Below are 16,021 nucleotides of genomic sequence, written 5' to 3'. Positions count from 1 at the left end.
GTGTCAGTGGGTGATTCTAGCGCTGGGGGCGCTTGTAGAAGGGGGTTGCGACGATCTCGAAGGGATGCCGCTTGCCGCGGATGTCCACCTGGAGTTCCACACCCTCCCCGGTGACGTCGGTGCGCAGCAGAGCCAGGGCGATCGGGTAACCGAGGGTGGGGGAGGGCTGCCCGGAGGTGACGTGCCCGATGAGCTCGTCGTCCAGGTAGACCTCCGCGCCGGAGCGCGCGGCCCGGCGGCCCAGCCCGCGCATGCCGATGATGTACTCCGACGGCTCGCGGTCGACGAGGGCCGCGCCGCCCACGAAGGGGACCGCCTTCTTCTGGATCACCGCGGACATGCCCGCCTCGACGGGTGTGATGTCGCGGGTGAGCTCGTTGCCGTACAGGGGCATCCCGGCCTCCAGGCGCAGGGAGTCGCGGGCGGCCAGGCCGGCCGGCTGGATCCCGTGCCCCCGCCCGGCTTCCAGGAGGGCGTCCCAGACTGCGGGGGCGTGGGCGTTGGAGGTGATCAGCTCGAAGCCGTCCTCGCCGGTGTATCCGGTGCGGGCGCAGAGGACCTCCTCGCCGAGGACGTCGACGGGGGCGCAGGTGTAGTACTTCATGTCGGCGACCGTCGCGCGGTCCTGATCGGACACCACGGACAGGAGGATCTCCTCCGCCCGCGGGCCCTGGACGGCGACGAGGGCGGAGTCCAGGGATTCGTTGGCCAGGGTCACGTCGCGGCCTTCCGCGCGGGCCTGCATGGCACCCCACACCACGTCCGTGTTCCCGGCGTTCGGGACGACCAGGAATTCGGCCTCGCCCAGGCGGTAGATGATGAGGTCGTCGAGGATGCCGCCGTCCTCGTCCACGAGCATGGTGTACTTCGCCTTGTGCTGCGGCATGGTCGACAGGGTGGAGATGAATGTGTGGTCCAGGTACGCGGCAGCGTCCGGCCCGGTCACCCGGATCTCGCCCATGTGGGACAGGTCGAAAAGACCCGCCGCGGTGCGCACGGCGCGGTGCTCGTCGAGCTCGTTGCCGTACTTGAGCGGCATCTCCCAGGGCCCGAAGGGGGTGAACGCGGCGCCCAGCGCCTCGTGGCGGTCGTGCAGGGGGCTTCGTCGAAAGTCGGACACGGTCAGTTCTCCTCGGTGGCGTCGGAATCGGAGCGGTGGGCGAGGTCGAAGGCCTCCGGCGGCGGGCAGGAGCACACCAGGTTGCGGTCGCCGTAGGCCTCGTCGAGGCGACGCACCGGCGGGAAGTACTTCACCCGCCGCAGGCCCGGGACCGGCCACGCGGCCTGTTCCCGGGTGAAGGCGTGGTCCCACTCCCCGCGGGAAACGCTCCACGCGGTGTAGGGGGCGTGGCGCAGGACGGAATCCCCGTAGGCGACGCGGCCGTCGATGATCTCCTGGATCTCGGCCCGGATGGCCCGCATCGCCTCGATGAAGCGGTCCAGTTCGGCCAGATCCTCCGACTCGGTGGGCTCGACCATGAGGGTGCCCGAGACGGGGAAGGACAGGGTGGGGGCGTGGAAGCCGTAGTCGATGAGGCGCTTGGCCACGTCCGCGGCGGTGACCCCGGACTGCTCCGTCAGGTCCCGCAGGTCGAAGATGCACTCGTGGGCGACCAGGCCGTTCTTGCCGGTGTAGAGCACCGGGAAGGACTCCTGCAGCTCGCGGGCGAGGTAGTTCGCCCCGAGGACGGCGCTCGCCGTGGCGCGCGCGAGACCCTCCGACCCCATCATCGCGATGTAGGACCAGGAGATCGGCAGCACGCCGGCGGAGCCGTACTTCGTGGAGGAGATGGGCACGCCCGCGCCTTCGTCGACCGGCCGGGTGGCGTCCGCGAGAGCAGGGTCGGTCGGCAGGAAGGGAATGAGGTGTTCCGCCACCGCCACGGGGCCGACGCCCGGCCCGCCGCCGCCGTGCGGGATGGTGAAGGTCTTGTGCAGGTTGAGGTGCGAGACGTCGCCGCCGAACCGGCCCGGCTGGGCGAGGCCGGTCAACGCGTTCATGTTTGCGCCGTCGATGTAGACCTGCCCGCCGACGTCGTGGACCTTGCCGCACACCTCGCGCACCGTCTCCTCGAACACGCCGTGGGTGGAGGGGTAGGTGATCATGATCGCCGCGACGTTGCGCCCGTGCTGCGCCAGCTTCGCGTCCAGGTCGGCGAGGTCGATGGAACCGTCCCCGGCGGTGGCGACCACCACCACGCGGAGGTTCGCCAGCGTCGCCGACGCAGCGTTCGTGCCGTGCGCCGAGGCCGGGACCAGGCAGATGTCGCGTTCCATGTCGCCGTTGGCCACGTGGTAGCGGCGGATGGCCAGCAGGCCCGCGAGCTCGCCCTGGGAGCCGGCGTTCGGCTGCACGGACACCTTCGCGTAGCCGGTCAGCTCGGCGAGCCACCCCTCGAGTTCCTCGATGAGCGCGATCCAACCCCGGGCCTGCTCATCGGGCGCGTAGGGGTGGATGTTCGCGAACTCCGGCCACGTGATCGTCTCCATGCCCGCCGTCGGGTTGAGCTTCATCGTGCACGAACCCAGCGGAATCATCGTGCGGTCCAGCGCCAGATCCTTGTCGCCCAGGGTGCGCAGGTAGCGCATCATCTGGGTCTCGGAGTGCATGGTGTGGAAGATCTCGTGCGTCAGCGTCGGGGTCGTGCGCGCCAGGTCCCCGGGGATCGCCGTCGCCCCCTCCTGCACCTGCCCGTCGCCGAAAGCGGACGCGAGCTTCTCGACGTCCCCCTCCGTCGCCGACTCGCCGAAGGAGACGCCCACCGTGTCGCCGTTGATGGCGCGCACCAGGTATCCCGCCTCCGCGAGCTTGTCGACGACCCCCTGCGCCCCGCCCGGCACCTTCACGGCGACGGTGTCGAAGAAGGCGTCGTGGAGCACCTCTGCCCCGCCCGCCCGCACCGTGGCGGCGAAGGAGGCGGCCAGGCCGTGCACGCGCTCCGCGATGGCCTTGAGCCCCGCGGGCCCGTGGTAGACCGCGTACATCGCCGCAGTCACCGCCAGCAGCGCCTGCGCGGTGCAGATGTTCGAGGTCGCACGCTCACGACGGATGTGCTGCTCGCGGGTCTGCAGCGCCAGCCGGTACGCGGGCGCCCCCTCCGCGTCGACCGACACCCCGACCAGGCGGCCGGGCAGCTGACGCTTCAGGGCGTCGGTGACGGCCATGTACGCGGCGTGCGGGCCGCCGTAGAACATCGGCACGCCGAAGCGCTGGGAGTTGCCCACCGCGATGTCGGCGCCCAGCTCACCGGGGGACTCCAGCAGCAGCAGCGACAGGGGGTCGGTGACCACCGTGGCCAGACCACCCCGGTCATGGATCGCCGCGATGATCCGCGCCGGGTTGCTCAGCCCGCCGTCCGTGCCCGGGTACGCGATGACGACGCCGCACAGGTCCTCGCCGACCAGTTCCGTGGACAGGTCGGTGATCTCCACCTCCAGGTCGATGGCGCGGGCACGCTCGGCGGCCACACCCAGGACCTGCGGGTGCAGGCGGGCGTCCAGCAGCACCCGGCGCCCCTTCTTCTTCGCGCGGGCCATCAGGCCGACGGCCTCCGCCACGGCCGAGGCCTCGTCCAGCAGCGAGGCGTTCGCGATGGGCAGCCCCGTCAGTTCCTCGACCATCGTCTGGAACGTCAGCAGTGCCTCGAGCCGGCCCTGGGAGATCTCCGGCTGGTACGGGGTGTAGGCCGTGTACCAGCCGGCGTCCTCCACCACGCCGCGCCGGATGACGGGCGGGGTGATCGTGTCGGAGAAACCCTGGCCGTAGAACGCCTTGAGCACCACGTTCTGTTCGGCGTACTCGCGCAGGCGCGCCTGCGCGGCGGTCTCCGACAGGGGTGCGCCGGTCTGCGGCGGGGCGGTGACGCGGATGTCGGCGGGCAGCACCGCGTCGACGAGCTCGTCGAGCGAGGAGTAACCGACGGTCTTCAGCATCACCTGCTCCTCCGCAGAATCAGGGCCGGTGTGCCGTGCCAGGTAGGACGCGGGATCGGTGATGTCAGTCAGTGCCATGCGGAAGCGACTCCTCGGTGCGGGGGCAGGTCCCCCGATTATATGGCCGGAAGAAGCCACCGGGGGCGGGGAACGCAGAACCGCCGCCCGACCAGGATGGTCGGACGGCGGTCAGCTCACCGCGGGGAGGGCTAGAGACCCAGGTCGGACTGGAAGTCCGCGGTCTCCAGGCGATCCTTGACGGTGGTGATGAAACGACCCGCGTCGGCGCCGTCGACGACCTGGTGGTCGTAGGTGAACGGCAGGTAGCACATCTGGCGGATGGCGATCGAGTCGACGCCGTCGTCGGTGACGACGACCGGACGCTTCTCGATGGCCGCGGTGCCCAGGATGCCGGCCTGCGGCGGGGTGAGCACCGGGGTGTCCAGCAGGGCGCCCTCGGAACCGATGTTGGTCACCGTGAAGGTGCCGCCGGAGAGGTCGTCCGGGCGCAGCTTACGGTTGCGCGCGCGCTCCGCCAGGTCGACGATCGCGGCGGCGATCTCCGGCAGGGTCTTCTCCTGGGCCTTCTTGATGACCGGGACCAGCAGGCCCTGCGGGGTGTCCACGGCGATGCCGATGTTGACGTCCGCGTGGAAGGTCATCTCCTTGGTCTCCGCGTTGTAGGAAGCGTTGACGTTCGGGTGGGAGACCAGCGCCTCGGCGACCGCCTTGACGATGAAGACCAGGTAGGTCGGGTTGGAGCCGTGCTTCTCCACGAACGCCTGCTTGACCTCCTTGCGCAGCTCCGCGATGCGGGTCATGTCAACTTCCTGGACATGGGTCAGCTGTGCGGTGGTCTGCAGCGACTCGACCATCTTGGCGGCGGTGATCTCGCGGATGCGGTTGACCTTCTGGGTGGTACCGATCAGCTCGGCCTTCTCCGGATCCACGGACTTGGTGGACCAGTTCGCCCGCTCGCCCTTCTCTGCGGCGGCCGGTGCAGCGGCAGCGCCACCCTCGGCCGCGGCCAGGACATCCTGCTTGCGGATGCGGCCGCCGACGCCGGTGCCCTCGACGGTGCTCAGGTCGATGCCGTGCTTGTCGGCGAGCTTGCGCACCAGCGGGGTGACGTAGGGGACGTTGTCGTTGTTGACCTTCTTCGGCTCGGGCTTCTTCTCCTCAGCCTTGGGAGCTTCCTTCTTCGGCTCGGGCTTCTTCGGCTCGGGCTTTTTCTCCTCGGCCTTGGGAGCTTCCTTCTTCGGCTCGGGCTTTTTCTCCTCGGCCTTCGGAGCTTCCTTCTTCGGCTCAGCCTTCTTGGCGGCGCCGGAACCGACGCGTGCGATCACGGCGCCGACGTCGACGGTGTCGTCTTCTTCGGCGAGGATCTCCAGCAGGGTGCCGGACACGGGGGAGGGGATCTCGGTGTCGACCTTGTCGGTGGAGACCTCGAGCAGCGGCTCGTCGACCTCGACGGTGTCGCCGACGGACTTCAGCCACTGGGTGATGGTGCCCTCGGTGACGGACTCGCCCAGCTCCGGCATCTCCACGTCGGTGGACTCGCCCTCGGCGCCGGAGTCGTCGGACCCGGCGGCCGGTGCGGCCTCTTCGACGGTCTCGTTCTCGTCCTTGGACTCGGCCTCTTCGATGGCCTCCTCCGAGGGGACGTCCTCGGCTTCGTCTTCCCCGGCCTCGTCTGCCGCGGCGTCGGCGTCACCGACGCGTGCGATCACGGCGCCGACGTCGACGGTGTCGTCTTCTTCGGCGAGGATCTCCAGCAGGGTGCCGGACACGGGGGAGGGGATCTCGGTGTCGACCTTGTCGGTGGAGACCTCGAGCAGCGGCTCGTCGACCTCGACGGTGTCGCCGACGGACTTCAGCCACTGGGTGATGGTGCCCTCGGTGACGGACTCGCCCAGCTCCGGCATCTCCACGTCGGTAGCCTTGCCCGAAGCAGCCTTCGGAGCGGCCTTCGGAGCAGCTTCAGGTTCCTCCTCCGGCTCTTCAGCCGGTGCTTCAGCCTCCTCGGCGGCCTCAGCTTCAGCCTCGCCGGAGTCCTCGGCCGGGGCGTCACCCTCCTCGCCGACGACTGCGATCACAGCGCCGACGTCGACGGTGTCGTCCTCCTCCGCACGGATCTCCAGCAGCACGCCGGCGACGGGGGAGGGGATCTCGGTGTCGACCTTGTCGGTGGAGACCTCGAGCAGCGGCTCGTCGACCTCGACGCGGTCGCCGACCTGCTTCAGCCACTGGGTGATGGTGCCTTCGGTGACGGATTCGCCCAGTTCGGGCATCTCTACGGAGAACGCCATGTTTATTCTGACTCCTCGAAAGTCGTAAGTATGTCGATAGCTAATAGACCCAAGCGTACCGGGTTTGTCCGGTGCGTTGACACCGAGTATCCCGTACGGAGTCGCACTGCTCCTACAATAGTAAAGCGTGTTCAACCTATTCGGCCGCAAGAAGCCCAAGTCGGGTCTACGCCCTCCCCGCGCACCCGGCGGCACTATCCGCCCGGAGGACGCCGACCACCTCCGTGAGTGGGTCCGGGGCCGCGCCTTCGTGGAGGCGTTTATCGAGCCGGAGACGGTGGTCAACGAGATGTCGGTGGTGCTGGTCGACGAGAACGGCGGGTTCACCAGGCGGCGCATCGGTGGGCCGAAGGGTATCGACGACGTGGCGAAACTGCTCCGCGTCCCCGTCTACGACGTCGAGGAGACCGGTTACCCCCAACGGATGCGCGAACGCATCGAACGGGACCGTCTCCTGCGCAAGCGCGAGGAGCAGCGTCGGCGCCGCGCGGCTTTCGAGCGGGGCGAGCTCCCGGACTAGAAGAGGCCGGGGCCCTCGCCCGGTCCGCTAGTCCTCCTGGGCAACCTCGGCGAGCAGCGCCAGGAAGGTCCGGACCGGCACGCCGGTGGCGCGCTTCGGGGTGTAACCGTGGACCCCGGAGGTGTTGTAGGAGGGGCCGGCGATGTCGACGTGGGCCCACTCGATGCCCTCGCCGACGAAACGCGAGAGGTACAGCGCCGCGAACTCCATGCCGCCCCAGCGGTTGGGGTGGGCGTTGCGGATGTCGGCGACGGGGGATTTCAGCTCTTCCTCCTGCTCCTCCAGCATCGGCATGGCCCAGGCGGGCTCGCCGACGTCGCGGCCGGTGGCGGCGATGCGGTCGCGCAGTTCCTCGGAACCCAGGACGCCGGCGGTGCGCACGCCGAGGGCGACCATCTGGGCGCCGGTGAGGGTGGCGGTGTCGATGAGGTAGTCGGGCTTGTCCTCGGAGGCGCGGACCAGGGCGTCGGCGAGCACGAGCCGGCCCTCGGCGTCGGTGTTGATGATCTCGGAGGTGACGCCGCCGTAGTGGGTGATCACGTCGCCGGGGCGCAGGGCGAGGCCGTCGGGCATGTTCTCCGCCAGCGGCAGGGTGGCGGTGATCTTCACCGGAAGGTCGAGTTTCGCGGCGGCGATGATCGTGGCCGCCACGGCTGCGGAACCGCCCATGTCGGAGATCATGTTCTCCATATTGGCGGCCGGCTTGATGGAGATGCCGCCGGTGTCGAAGGTGATGCCCTTGCCCACCAGCGCGACGGTCTTCTTCGACTTCTTCGGGGTCCAGGTCAGGCGGACCAGGCGCGGTCCGCGGGAGGAACCCTGCCCGACAGCGAGGATGCCGCCGTAGCCCTGCTTGGCCAGGGCCTTCTCGGCGAGCACCTCGACCTCCAGGCCGGAGGCCTCCGCCTCGGCGGCGATGATGCCGGCGTAGGACTCGGGGTAGAGGTGGGAGGAGGGGGTGTTCACCAGGTCACGGGCGAGGATGACGGCCTCTGCGGTGACGCGGGCGGTCTCGAAGGCGTCGGCGTCGACCTTCGTGTCGCCCACGAAGACGACCTTGCCCACCGGGGTGCCGTTGTCCTCGGCCCCGCCGCGGATCCCGCGGTAGTTGTAGGCGCCGAGCGCGATGCCCTCGACGGCGGCCGCCAACCCGAACACCCCCAGGGAGGTGGAGACGGTTTTCAGGCCGGTGAGCGAGCGGGCGGCGCAGCCGGCGGCGCGGCGGACGGTTTCGTCGGTCAGCTCCTCCGGGTCGCCCAGCCCGACCGCAATCACCGAGGTGCCGGCCGCGCCTTCCGGGGCGGGCACGCGGGTGACCTCGCCGGCCTTGCCGGTGGCGCCGACGGCGGTGAGGGAGGTGAGGACGGCGCGCAGCGCGGCGTCGTCAAGCAGCGGGGAGGCCGGGAGCTCCGGGCCCTCCTCGCCGAGCAGCACCGGAACCAGGATCGCGTCGGTGGACTTCGGTGCCTTCTTCGACAGTTTCAGCTCCGGGGTGGCACCGCGTGCGGGAAGGGTGAACGTGGGGTTCGCCATGAGAAATACCTCCTGAGATTGTGTTTCAGATGCCCCCAGCTTATAGATGGCACCAGAATGGCGCCGGTGTACCGTTGTCCGCATGACGTCTCTCAATTTCTCCGTGAACCGTACGAGCACCCCGACGTCCGATGCGGCGCGCGAGGAGATTCTCCGGAATCCGCGGTTCGGCAAGAATTTCACCGACCATATGATCACCATCGAGTGGACCGAGGAGAAGGGGTGGCACGACGCACAGGTCCGCCCCTACGAATCCATCCCCATGGACCCGGCGACCACCGTGTTCCACTACGGCCAGGCGATTTTCGAGGGCATCAAGGCGTACCGTCAGCCCGACGGATCCATCGCCACCTTCCGCCCCACGCGCAACGCCGAGCGCATGCAGCGCTCCGCCGAGCGCATGGCCATGCCGCCGCTGCCGACGGAAGACTTCCTCGAGGCCGTCCGGCTGCTGGTCGACGTCGACCGGGACTGGGTGCCTGCCGCCGGCGGCGAGGCCAGCCTCTACCTGCGCCCCTTCATGATCTCCACCGAGGTCTCCCTGGGCGTGAGCCCGGCGAACAAGTACACCTTCTTCGTCATCGCCTCGCCTGTCGGCGCCTACTTCACCGGCGGCGTCAAACCCGTCTCCGTCTGGCTGAGCGAGGACTACGTCCGGGCCGCCCCGGGCGGTACCGGCGCGGCGAAGTTCGCCGGCAACTACGCCGCCTCCCTGCTCGCGCAGGCCCAGGCGGAGGAGAAGGGCTGCGACCAGGTGGTGTGGCTCGACGCCATCGAGCACACCTACATCGAGGAGATGGGCGGCATGAACCTCTTCTTCGTGTACGGCTCCGGCGCGGACGCGAAGGTGGTCACTCCCGAGCTGTCCGGTTCGCTGCTGGCGGGCGTCACCCGCGATTCGCTGCTCCAGGTCGCCCGCGACCTCGGCTACGAGACTAAGGAGCGGCGCATCTCCAAGGACGAGTGGCGCGCGGACGCCGAATCCGGCGCGATGACCGAGGCCCTGGCCTGCGGCACCGCCGCCGTGATCACCCCGGTCGGACGCGTGCTGTCCAACCAGGGGGAGTTCGTGGTCAACGGCAACCAGCCGGGCGAGATCACCATGGCCATGCGCGAGCGGCTCACCGCCATCCAGCGCGGCGAGTACGAGGACACCCACGGCTGGGTGCACACCCTGGTCGAGGCCTAGTCGGCCAACAGTTCGGCGGCCGCCTTCACCAGGGGCAGCGCCGCGAGCGCGCCGGCGCCCTGGCCGGCGTTCATGTCCAGGGCGATCAGCGGCGTCAGCTCGAGGGCCTGCAGCGCGATGAGGTGCGCGGGTTCCGGGGTGAGCTGACCGGCCTGGCACCAGTGCTTCGTCCCGGGGGACAGGCGCTCGGCGAGGAAGGCGGCGACGGTGACGGGGGCGCCGTCGAGAAGCACCGGCGTGCGGCGCGAGGCGGACTGCGCGATGAACGCTGTCAGCGCCACCAGGTCGGGGGAGCCGATCTTCCGCATGACCTCCTCCGGCTCGGCCCCGAGCGTGCGGACGCGGAACATCGCGTCGCGGATCACCTCGACCTTGATCTTCCACAGCTCATCCGTGAGCCCCGAACCGGGGCCCACCACGGCGACAGGTTCGGTGCGGGTGAAGGCGCCGAGCACGGCCGCCGCGACGGTCGTGTTGCCCACCCCGAGGTCGCCCGGGATGAGCAGGTCGGCCCCCGAATCGATCTCCTGGTCGGCCACGCGCCGGCCGACCTCCACGGCGCGTTCGAACTGCTCGGGAGTCATCGCGTCCTCGACGTCGATGGCGCCGCTTGCGCGCGAGACGCGCTCGTCGCCCCATGCCTCATGGTCGAGGGAGACGTCCACCACGCGCACCGACGCCCCCGCGGCCCGCGCAAGCACGTTCACCGCGCCGGCCCCGCGCCCGATGTCCGCGGCCCGCGCCGCGGAATGCTCCGGCGGCAGGGTGGACATCCCCCGCTTCGCGACGCCGTGGTCGCCAGCGAAGACCACCACCCGGCAGCGTTCGAGCGGGACCGGCGGGAAGGTCCCCTGACAGGCGGCGACCCAGGCCCCGAGGTCCCGCAGCCGACCCAGCCCCGATCCCGCGGCTGCGGCGAGCGCCCCGGCGCGGGCCTGCGCATCGGGGGCGGCGATCGGTTCTGCTGAGTCGAAGGGCATGTCGGGCCTCCTGGTTGACGGCGACGGGTGGGTACCCTCTAAGACTCTAGTGAAGTGGCGGCTAGACCTGCTCGCCGACAGAGACCCGCGGCTTCGGCGAACGCCACTTACGCGGCTGCGTCATACGCGAGTAGGCGTAGAAGCCCAGCCCAAGCCCCGTGGCCGTGGTGCCCGGGAACTTCGCGCGCACCGCCTGGTTGGCGCTCCGGCCGGCCCACACGCCCTCGATGAAGAAGACGACCATGAGGCCCATGGCGATGAGCGACATGATGTTGGCGAACTCCGGCGCCCACGTACCGATGAACATGATCACCAGCAGGCCCAGGGCCACCGGCAGCACGGCGTTGTTGATGAAGCGGCGCGAATCCACCCAGTCGCGCACGTGGCGGCGCTCCGCGCCTTGGTCGCGGGCGAGCAGGTAACGCTCGTCGCCGGCGTCCATGGCCTTCTGGACCTCCTGCTGCCGCTTCCGGCTCTCCGCGCGCTCCTTTGCCTTGTGTTCCTTCCACTCGGCCTTGGACATGGACTTCTTCAGGTCCCGCCGGCGTGCGCTCGCCTGCGCGGCGGAGCCCGCGGTTTTCGGGTCGCGGATCACTCCGCGTTCGATCTCCACTTCGCGCCGCCTCGGAGTCGGCCGGCCCTTGGGCGGGGTGTAGCCCTTCGGGACGGAACGGTCGGTCTCCTCCTGCGCCACGGCGTCGGCGGCCTGGGAGGCCGGTTCGGCGGGGGAGGGGTCTTCAGATTTCTGCCAGGGGAATTTCACGAATCCCAGGCTACAAGGCCGGGGAAAGAAATCGGGAATACGGCTCGGCGATAGGCGTTGATACTATGTGAGCGCCTAGGCCACCACGCGGTTTCGGCCCCAGCTGATCCCGCAGGAGTATGGTGGGCGCCTACACGGGCCACCCGAAGAGGGAGGCCCCGGCGCACGACAATTAGTTTTGACACGCAAGGAGACCCCCACCATGACCGCTCCCACCTCCAGCACCGGAGTCGTTCTCACTGACGCGGCGGCCGCGAAGGCCAAGGCTCTGCTCGACCAGGAGGGCCGCGACGATCTGTCCCTGCGCATCGCCGTCCAGCCGGGCGGCTGCGCCGGCCTGCGCTACCAGCTCTACTTCGATGACCGCTCGCTCGACGGGGACAAGACCGACGAGGTCGACGGCGTCCGCCTCGTCGTCGACAAGATGAGCGTCCCGTACCTCAGCGGCGCGAAGATCGACTTCTCCGACACCATCGAGTCCCAGGGATTCACCATCGACAACCCGAACGCCGGCGGCTCCTGCGCCTGCGGCGACTCCTTCAACTAGGGGTCCGGCACCCCGCACCAGAAGACAGCCCGCCCCCTCCCTGTCCGGGAGGGGGCGGGCTGTCTGCCGTTCAGGGGGCGGATCAGAGATTGACCGGGTAGTCCTTCTCCTCGATCTGCGGGTCGATCCGGTTCTCCACGAAGATGCCGTGCCAGACCATGAACGCCAGCACCGTCCACAGGCGGCGCGAGTGGTCCGAGACGCCGTCGCGGTGCTCCTTGAGCATCTCCAGGACAGCCGGGCGGTGGAAGATATCGTCGGTCTGCGAATCGTTGATGGTGTCCTGCGCCCAGCCGAAGAGCTCGTCGCCGGCGAGCCAGTGGCGCATCGGCACGGGGAAGCCGAGCTTCTTACGGTGCAGGACGTGCGGCGGGACGATCTGCTCCATCGCCTTGCGCAGGGCGTACTTTGTGGTGCCGCCGGCGATCTTCAGGTCGTGCGGGATGGTCTGGGCGACGGCGAAGACCTCCTTGTCCAGGAAGGGCACGCGCAGTTCCAGGGAGTTGGCCATGTTGATCTTGTCGGCCTTGACCAGGATGTCGCCGCGCATCCAGGTGAACAGGTCCAGATGCTGCATACGGGCGACCGGGTCCATATGTGTCGACTGCGCGTAGATCGGGGCGGTGACCTCCTTGTGGTCCCACTCCTCCTTCGCCCAGGGCAGGACCCGCTGGAGCTGCTCGAAGTTGAAGGAGCGGGCGTTGCCGTAGTAGCGCTCCTCCATGGTCATCGAGCCGCGCTCGAGCAGCGACTTGCCCTTCATGCCGTCGGGCAGGACGCGGGACAGGCGGCCCAGTCCGCGGCGCAGCGGGGTGGGGAACCTCTCGAAGGGCGCCAGCGACAGCGGTTCCTTATAGATGGTGTAGCCGCCGAACAGCTCGTCGGCGCCTTCACCGGACAACACCACCTTGACGTGCTTGCGGGCCTCCTGCGCCACGAAGTACAGGGGCACCAGGGACGGGTCGGCGACCGGATCGTCCAGGTACCACATGATCTTCGGGATCGCGCCCGCGTACTCCTCGGGGGAGACCACCTTGACGATGTGCTCGACGCCGATCGCCGCGGCCGACTCGGCGGCGACGTCGACCTCGGAGTAGCCCTCCCGCTCGAAGCCGGTGGTGAAGGTCAGCAGGTTCGGGTTGTGACGCTTGGCCAGGGTGGCGATGGCGGTGGAGTCGATGCCGCCGGAGAGGAAGGATCCGACGGTGACGTCGGCGCGCATGTGCTTCTCGACGGAGTCCTCCAGCGCCCGGGCGATGCGGTCGAAGAGGTCCTGCTCGGCCCCCTTGGGGACGGGTGCCACCTCGAAGCCGGGCTTGAAGTAGCGCTCGGCCACGACCTCCCCGCCGGCGCGGAGGGTGGCGGTGCAGCCGGACTCCAGGCGGCGGATCCCCGCGTGCAGGGACTCCGGCTCGGGAACGTACTGGAGGTCGACGTAATGCTCGATGGCGCGCCGATCAAGCTCGAGGCCTAGACCCAGCTCGGGCGCCATCTCCAGGATGGACTTCTTCTCGGAGGAGAAGACGGTGCCCGCGGAGGTGGTGGCGTAGAACAGGGGCTTGATGCCGAACTGGTCGCGGCCGACGAAGAGGAGCTTCTCCTCGGTATCCCAGATGGCGAAGGCGAACATGCCGCGCAGGTGCTCGACGACGGCCTCACCCCAGTGGTGGTAGCCGACGACGATGGTCTCCGAGTCGCCCTGCGTGCGGAAGGTGTGTCCGGCGGCGGAAAGCTCCTCGCGCAGTTCGACGTAGTTGTAGATCTCGCCGTTGAAGATCAGGGCGTAGCGCTCCGGCTGCTCCGCGGGGCCCCACACCAGCGGCTGGTGCGAGTGCTCGAGGTCGACGATCGACAGGCGGTTGAAGCCGAAGATGACGTCCGTGTCGTGCCAGGTGCCGGCTTCGTCCGGGCCGCGGTGCCGCATGCACGGCAGGGCCCGGGTGACGGCGTCGACGTAGGTGTCAGCGTCTCCGCCGGCGGTGAGCATGCCAAGAAAGCCGCACATCTGGAAATGTTCTCCTCTATATAACGGAAAGGGACGCGTTGCAGTAACCGGTCCTACGATACGGGCAGCGGGCGTCGACAGGCCACACCGGCACGGGTTCGGCCCCGAATGGAAAGCAAAATCGCGGGCCGCGGGGGAGGGGGTGGAAAGTGTCCCCCAACGGGTGGAAACTTTCGGATGATGCAGCGTGAAGGCCATTGTGAATTGGGTTACACACCGGCCGGAGGGGGCGGGGGCGACATTCGCCGGTTAACCCACATGGGCTGTAACATCCGGGGTACTTCGAGGGATACCGGTGCAGACCGGCGAATCTGAGGAGGACGGAAACAGTGTGGACGACCCTCATCGATGAACTATCCTGCGTTGTTAGGAATGCTTAAACCAGTGTTCAAAGATTTAGTGTGGACAGGAAGGCAGACACACGTGGAAAAGCGTAAGAAGCGCAGCTTCGCCCGTAAGGCGGGACTCGGCGGTGTGATGGCGCTCGGCGGCCTCGCACTCGCCGGTTGCGACGTAGCTCCCCCGGAGAGCGTCGGCAAGATTCTCGGTATGGGTTGGCCGACGGGTATCACCCCGGAGGCGACCTCCATGTACAACTTCTGGGTCTGGGTCTGGGTCGTGGCCTGGATCATCGGCATCATCATGTGGGCACTCATGCTCACCGCGGTCTTCAGCTGGAACGCGAAGAAGGCTGAAAAGCGGGGCGAGGGAGAGTTCCCGAAGCAGCTGCAGTACAACGTCCCCCTTGAACTGGTCCTGACCATCGCACCGATCATCATCGTCATGGGGCTGTTCTTCTTCACCATCCAGACCCAGCAGAAGGTCACCGCGCTGGACAAGGACCCGGACGTCGTCGTCGACGTCACGGCCTTCCAGTGGAACTGGAAGTTCGGTTACCAGAACGTCTCCGCCGACCTGAGCCCCACCGGTTCCGAGTACGTCGGCCTGGACACGGAGCGCCAGGAGCTGGCGGAGGCCTCCAGCATCGATGATCCGGAACTGGTGGACAACCCGAACCCGATCCACGGTATGTCCAAGGGCGACCAGTCCTACCTCCACTTCAACCAGATCGAGACCCTCGGCTCCACCGATGAGGTTCCGGTCCTGGTCCTGCCGACCAACACCCCGATCGAGTTCCAGCTCGCCTCCGGCGACGTCGCCCACTCCTTCTGGATCCCGGAGTTCCTGTTCAAGCGTGACGCTTTCGCCCACCCCGAGGCCAACCAGCAGCAGCGCGCGTTCCAGATCGAGGCCATCGAGGAGGAGGGTGCCTTCGTCGGACGCTGTGCCGAGATGTGCGGCACCTACCACGCCATGATGAACTTCGAGCTGCGTGCCGTCTCCCCGGAGGCTTTCCAGGACTACATGCAGTTCCGCATCGATAACCCGGACGCCCCGAACTCCGAGGCTCTCGCGTCGATCGGTGAGGCTCCCTACGCCACCTCCACCCACCCGTTCAACTCGTCCCGCCAGACCTGGGACGGCGAGAACTACGTCGACAACAACGCCAACATCTAAGCGAGGAGTTTCGCAATGAAGTCAAGCTCTAAACTTCTGTACGGCATCGCCGCCTTCCTTGGATTGATGGCCGTCATCTACATCGTCGGCACCGGTTTCGTCGCTGACGACGCCAACCGCGGCGGCACCGAATGGGCCGGCGTCACCGCGCTCGTCCTGGCTACCGCCCTGGCGATCATGCTCGGCGTCTACCTCCACTTCACCGACTCCCGCGCAGACATCCTGCCCGAGGACTGGGAAGAGGCGGAGGTCGAGGACAAGTCCGGTATCCTCGGCTTCTTCTCCCCGGGCTCCATCTACCCGGCGTGGATGGCCGGCGCCGTCGGTGTCATGGGTCTCGGTATCGCCTTCTGGCACTTCTGGCTGATTGCCCTGGGTGCGGTCCTGCTCATCTGGGGCGCCTACCTCCTCAACATGCAGTACGGTGCCCCGAAGGAAAGCCACTAGCTTTCCCGCGGCCTTCAACAGCCACACGAATCTCGACTGAGGCACCCGCCCCCACTGGGGCGGGTGCCTCAGTCGTTTCCTCGCCGGCGCGGCCCCGGTCGAAAGGGGGTGGAAATAGCCAGGTCAGAGGGGGTCATCCGAAAGTTTGAAACCGCAGTTTTCGGTGACTTTCCCCTGTGATTTACGTCTCCCGGGACTGTTGGCGGTTCTTCCCTCTCTGCCCGCGGAATCAGGTAAGGTGACCCCAGAAGAATGTCGCTCAGGGGTGTGCGGCGGG

At 68.3% G+C, this 16,021-nt stretch carries 12 protein-coding genes; 5 read left to right on the top strand and 7 right to left on the bottom strand.

What is annotated here, in order from left to right:
* Positions 1-16: 16 nt before the first annotated feature.
* The 3 genes from gcvT to sucB form a co-directional block, all read right to left on the bottom strand.
* Entirely contained in the window at positions 17-1,120 is a 1,104-nt protein-coding gene (gene gcvT / locus B840_RS08460) for a glycine cleavage system aminomethyltransferase GcvT (RefSeq protein ID WP_042621792.1), read from the bottom strand.
* Between the two features lie 2 nt (positions 1,121-1,122).
* Positions 1,123-4,011 carry an aminomethyl-transferring glycine dehydrogenase gene (gcvP, locus tag B840_RS08455; protein ID WP_042621791.1) on the bottom strand — a complete coding sequence of 963 codons (2,889 nt, stop codon included), beginning with the start codon at positions 4,009-4,011 and terminating at the stop codon, positions 1,123-1,125.
* A gap of 131 nt (positions 4,012-4,142) precedes the next feature.
* Positions 4,143-6,242, bottom strand: a complete 2,100-nt coding sequence (gene sucB, locus B840_RS08450; RefSeq protein ID WP_042621790.1) for a 2-oxoglutarate dehydrogenase, E2 component, dihydrolipoamide succinyltransferase — start codon at positions 6,240-6,242, stop codon at positions 4,143-4,145.
* A 127-nt stretch (positions 6,243-6,369) separates the two neighbouring features.
* Here sucB and B840_RS08445 point away from each other — a divergent pair, with 127 nt between their 5' ends.
* Positions 6,370-6,762, top strand: a complete 393-nt coding sequence (locus B840_RS08445; protein ID WP_042621789.1) for a hypothetical protein — start codon at positions 6,370-6,372, stop codon at positions 6,760-6,762.
* 27 nt (positions 6,763-6,789) lie between these two features.
* Here the strand turns inward: B840_RS08445 and B840_RS08440 are convergent, their stop codons facing one another.
* Positions 6,790-8,295 (bottom strand): leucyl aminopeptidase, encoded by a 1,506-nt coding sequence (locus tag B840_RS08440; protein WP_042621788.1) that lies wholly within the window; start codon positions 8,293-8,295, stop codon positions 6,790-6,792.
* Positions 8,296-8,377: 82 nt separating this feature from the next.
* Here B840_RS08440 and B840_RS08435 point away from each other — a divergent pair, with 82 nt between their 5' ends.
* A complete protein-coding gene (locus tag B840_RS08435; protein WP_042621787.1) occupies positions 8,378-9,484 on the top strand; it encodes a branched-chain amino acid aminotransferase in 1,107 nt (368 codons plus the stop codon).
* On the opposite strand, the gene B840_RS08430 is transcribed toward B840_RS08435, so the two are convergent.
* Together B840_RS08430 and B840_RS08425 are read right to left on the bottom strand one after the other, a co-directional pair.
* Complete coding sequence (locus B840_RS08430; RefSeq protein ID WP_052491138.1) at positions 9,481-10,464, bottom strand: nicotinate-nucleotide--dimethylbenzimidazole phosphoribosyltransferase; 984 nt, start codon at positions 10,462-10,464, stop codon at positions 9,481-9,483. The genes B840_RS08435 and B840_RS08430 overlap by 4 nt on opposite strands.
* Positions 10,465-10,525: 61 nt before the next feature.
* Positions 10,526-11,227 carry a DUF3043 domain-containing protein gene (locus B840_RS08425; protein ID WP_042621786.1) on the bottom strand — a complete coding sequence of 234 codons (702 nt, stop codon included), beginning with the start codon at positions 11,225-11,227 and terminating at the stop codon, positions 10,526-10,528.
* 202 nt (positions 11,228-11,429) lie between these two features.
* Here B840_RS08425 and B840_RS08420 point away from each other — a divergent pair, with 202 nt between their 5' ends.
* Positions 11,430-11,774, top strand: a complete 345-nt coding sequence (locus B840_RS08420; protein ID WP_042621785.1) for a HesB/IscA family protein — start codon at positions 11,430-11,432, stop codon at positions 11,772-11,774.
* Positions 11,775-11,856: 82 nt separating this feature from the next.
* Here the strand turns inward: B840_RS08420 and asnB are convergent, their stop codons facing one another.
* Positions 11,857-13,779, bottom strand: a complete 1,923-nt coding sequence (gene asnB / locus B840_RS08415; protein ID WP_042621784.1) for an asparagine synthase (glutamine-hydrolyzing) — start codon at positions 13,777-13,779, stop codon at positions 11,857-11,859.
* A 423-nt stretch (positions 13,780-14,202) separates the two neighbouring features.
* Between asnB and ctaC the strand changes: the two genes are divergently transcribed.
* On the top strand, positions 14,203-15,297 hold the full coding sequence (gene ctaC, locus B840_RS08410; protein WP_042621783.1) for an aa3-type cytochrome oxidase subunit II: 1,095 nt from the start codon (positions 14,203-14,205) through the stop codon (positions 15,295-15,297).
* Positions 15,298-15,312: 15 nt separating this feature from the next.
* Entirely contained in the window at positions 15,313-15,744 is a 432-nt protein-coding gene (ctaF, locus tag B840_RS08405; RefSeq protein WP_042621782.1) for an aa3-type cytochrome oxidase subunit IV, read from the top strand.
* Positions 15,745-16,021: the final 277 nt, after the last annotated feature.

The organism is Corynebacterium marinum DSM 44953, assembly GCF_000835165.1.
Taxonomy (GTDB): domain Bacteria; phylum Actinomycetota; class Actinomycetes; order Mycobacteriales; family Mycobacteriaceae; genus Corynebacterium; species Corynebacterium marinum.
Note: the sequence above shows the minus strand (reverse complement) of the source record. Positions and strands in the feature narration are given on the sequence as shown.

Coding starts and splice junctions, on each gene's coding strand:
- gcvP (WP_042621791.1), bottom strand. CDS start 4,011: ATGGCACTGACTGACATCACCGATCCCGCGTCCTACCTGGCACGGCAC.
- sucB (WP_042621790.1), bottom strand. CDS start 6,242: ATGGCGTTCTCCGTAGAGATGCCCGAACTGGGCGAATCCGTCACCGAA.
- B840_RS08435 (WP_042621787.1), top strand. CDS start 8,378: ATGACGTCTCTCAATTTCTCCGTGAACCGTACGAGCACCCCGACGTCC.
- B840_RS08420 (WP_042621785.1), top strand. CDS start 11,430: ATGACCGCTCCCACCTCCAGCACCGGAGTCGTTCTCACTGACGCGGCG.
- ctaF (WP_042621782.1), top strand. CDS start 15,313: ATGAAGTCAAGCTCTAAACTTCTGTACGGCATCGCCGCCTTCCTTGGA.
- B840_RS08430 (WP_052491138.1), bottom strand. CDS start 10,464: ATGCCCTTCGACTCAGCAGAACCGATCGCCGCCCCCGATGCGCAGGCC.
- B840_RS08440 (WP_042621788.1), bottom strand. CDS start 8,295: ATGGCGAACCCCACGTTCACCCTTCCCGCACGCGGTGCCACCCCGGAG.
- asnB (WP_042621784.1), bottom strand. CDS start 13,779: ATGTGCGGCTTTCTTGGCATGCTCACCGCCGGCGGAGACGCTGACACC.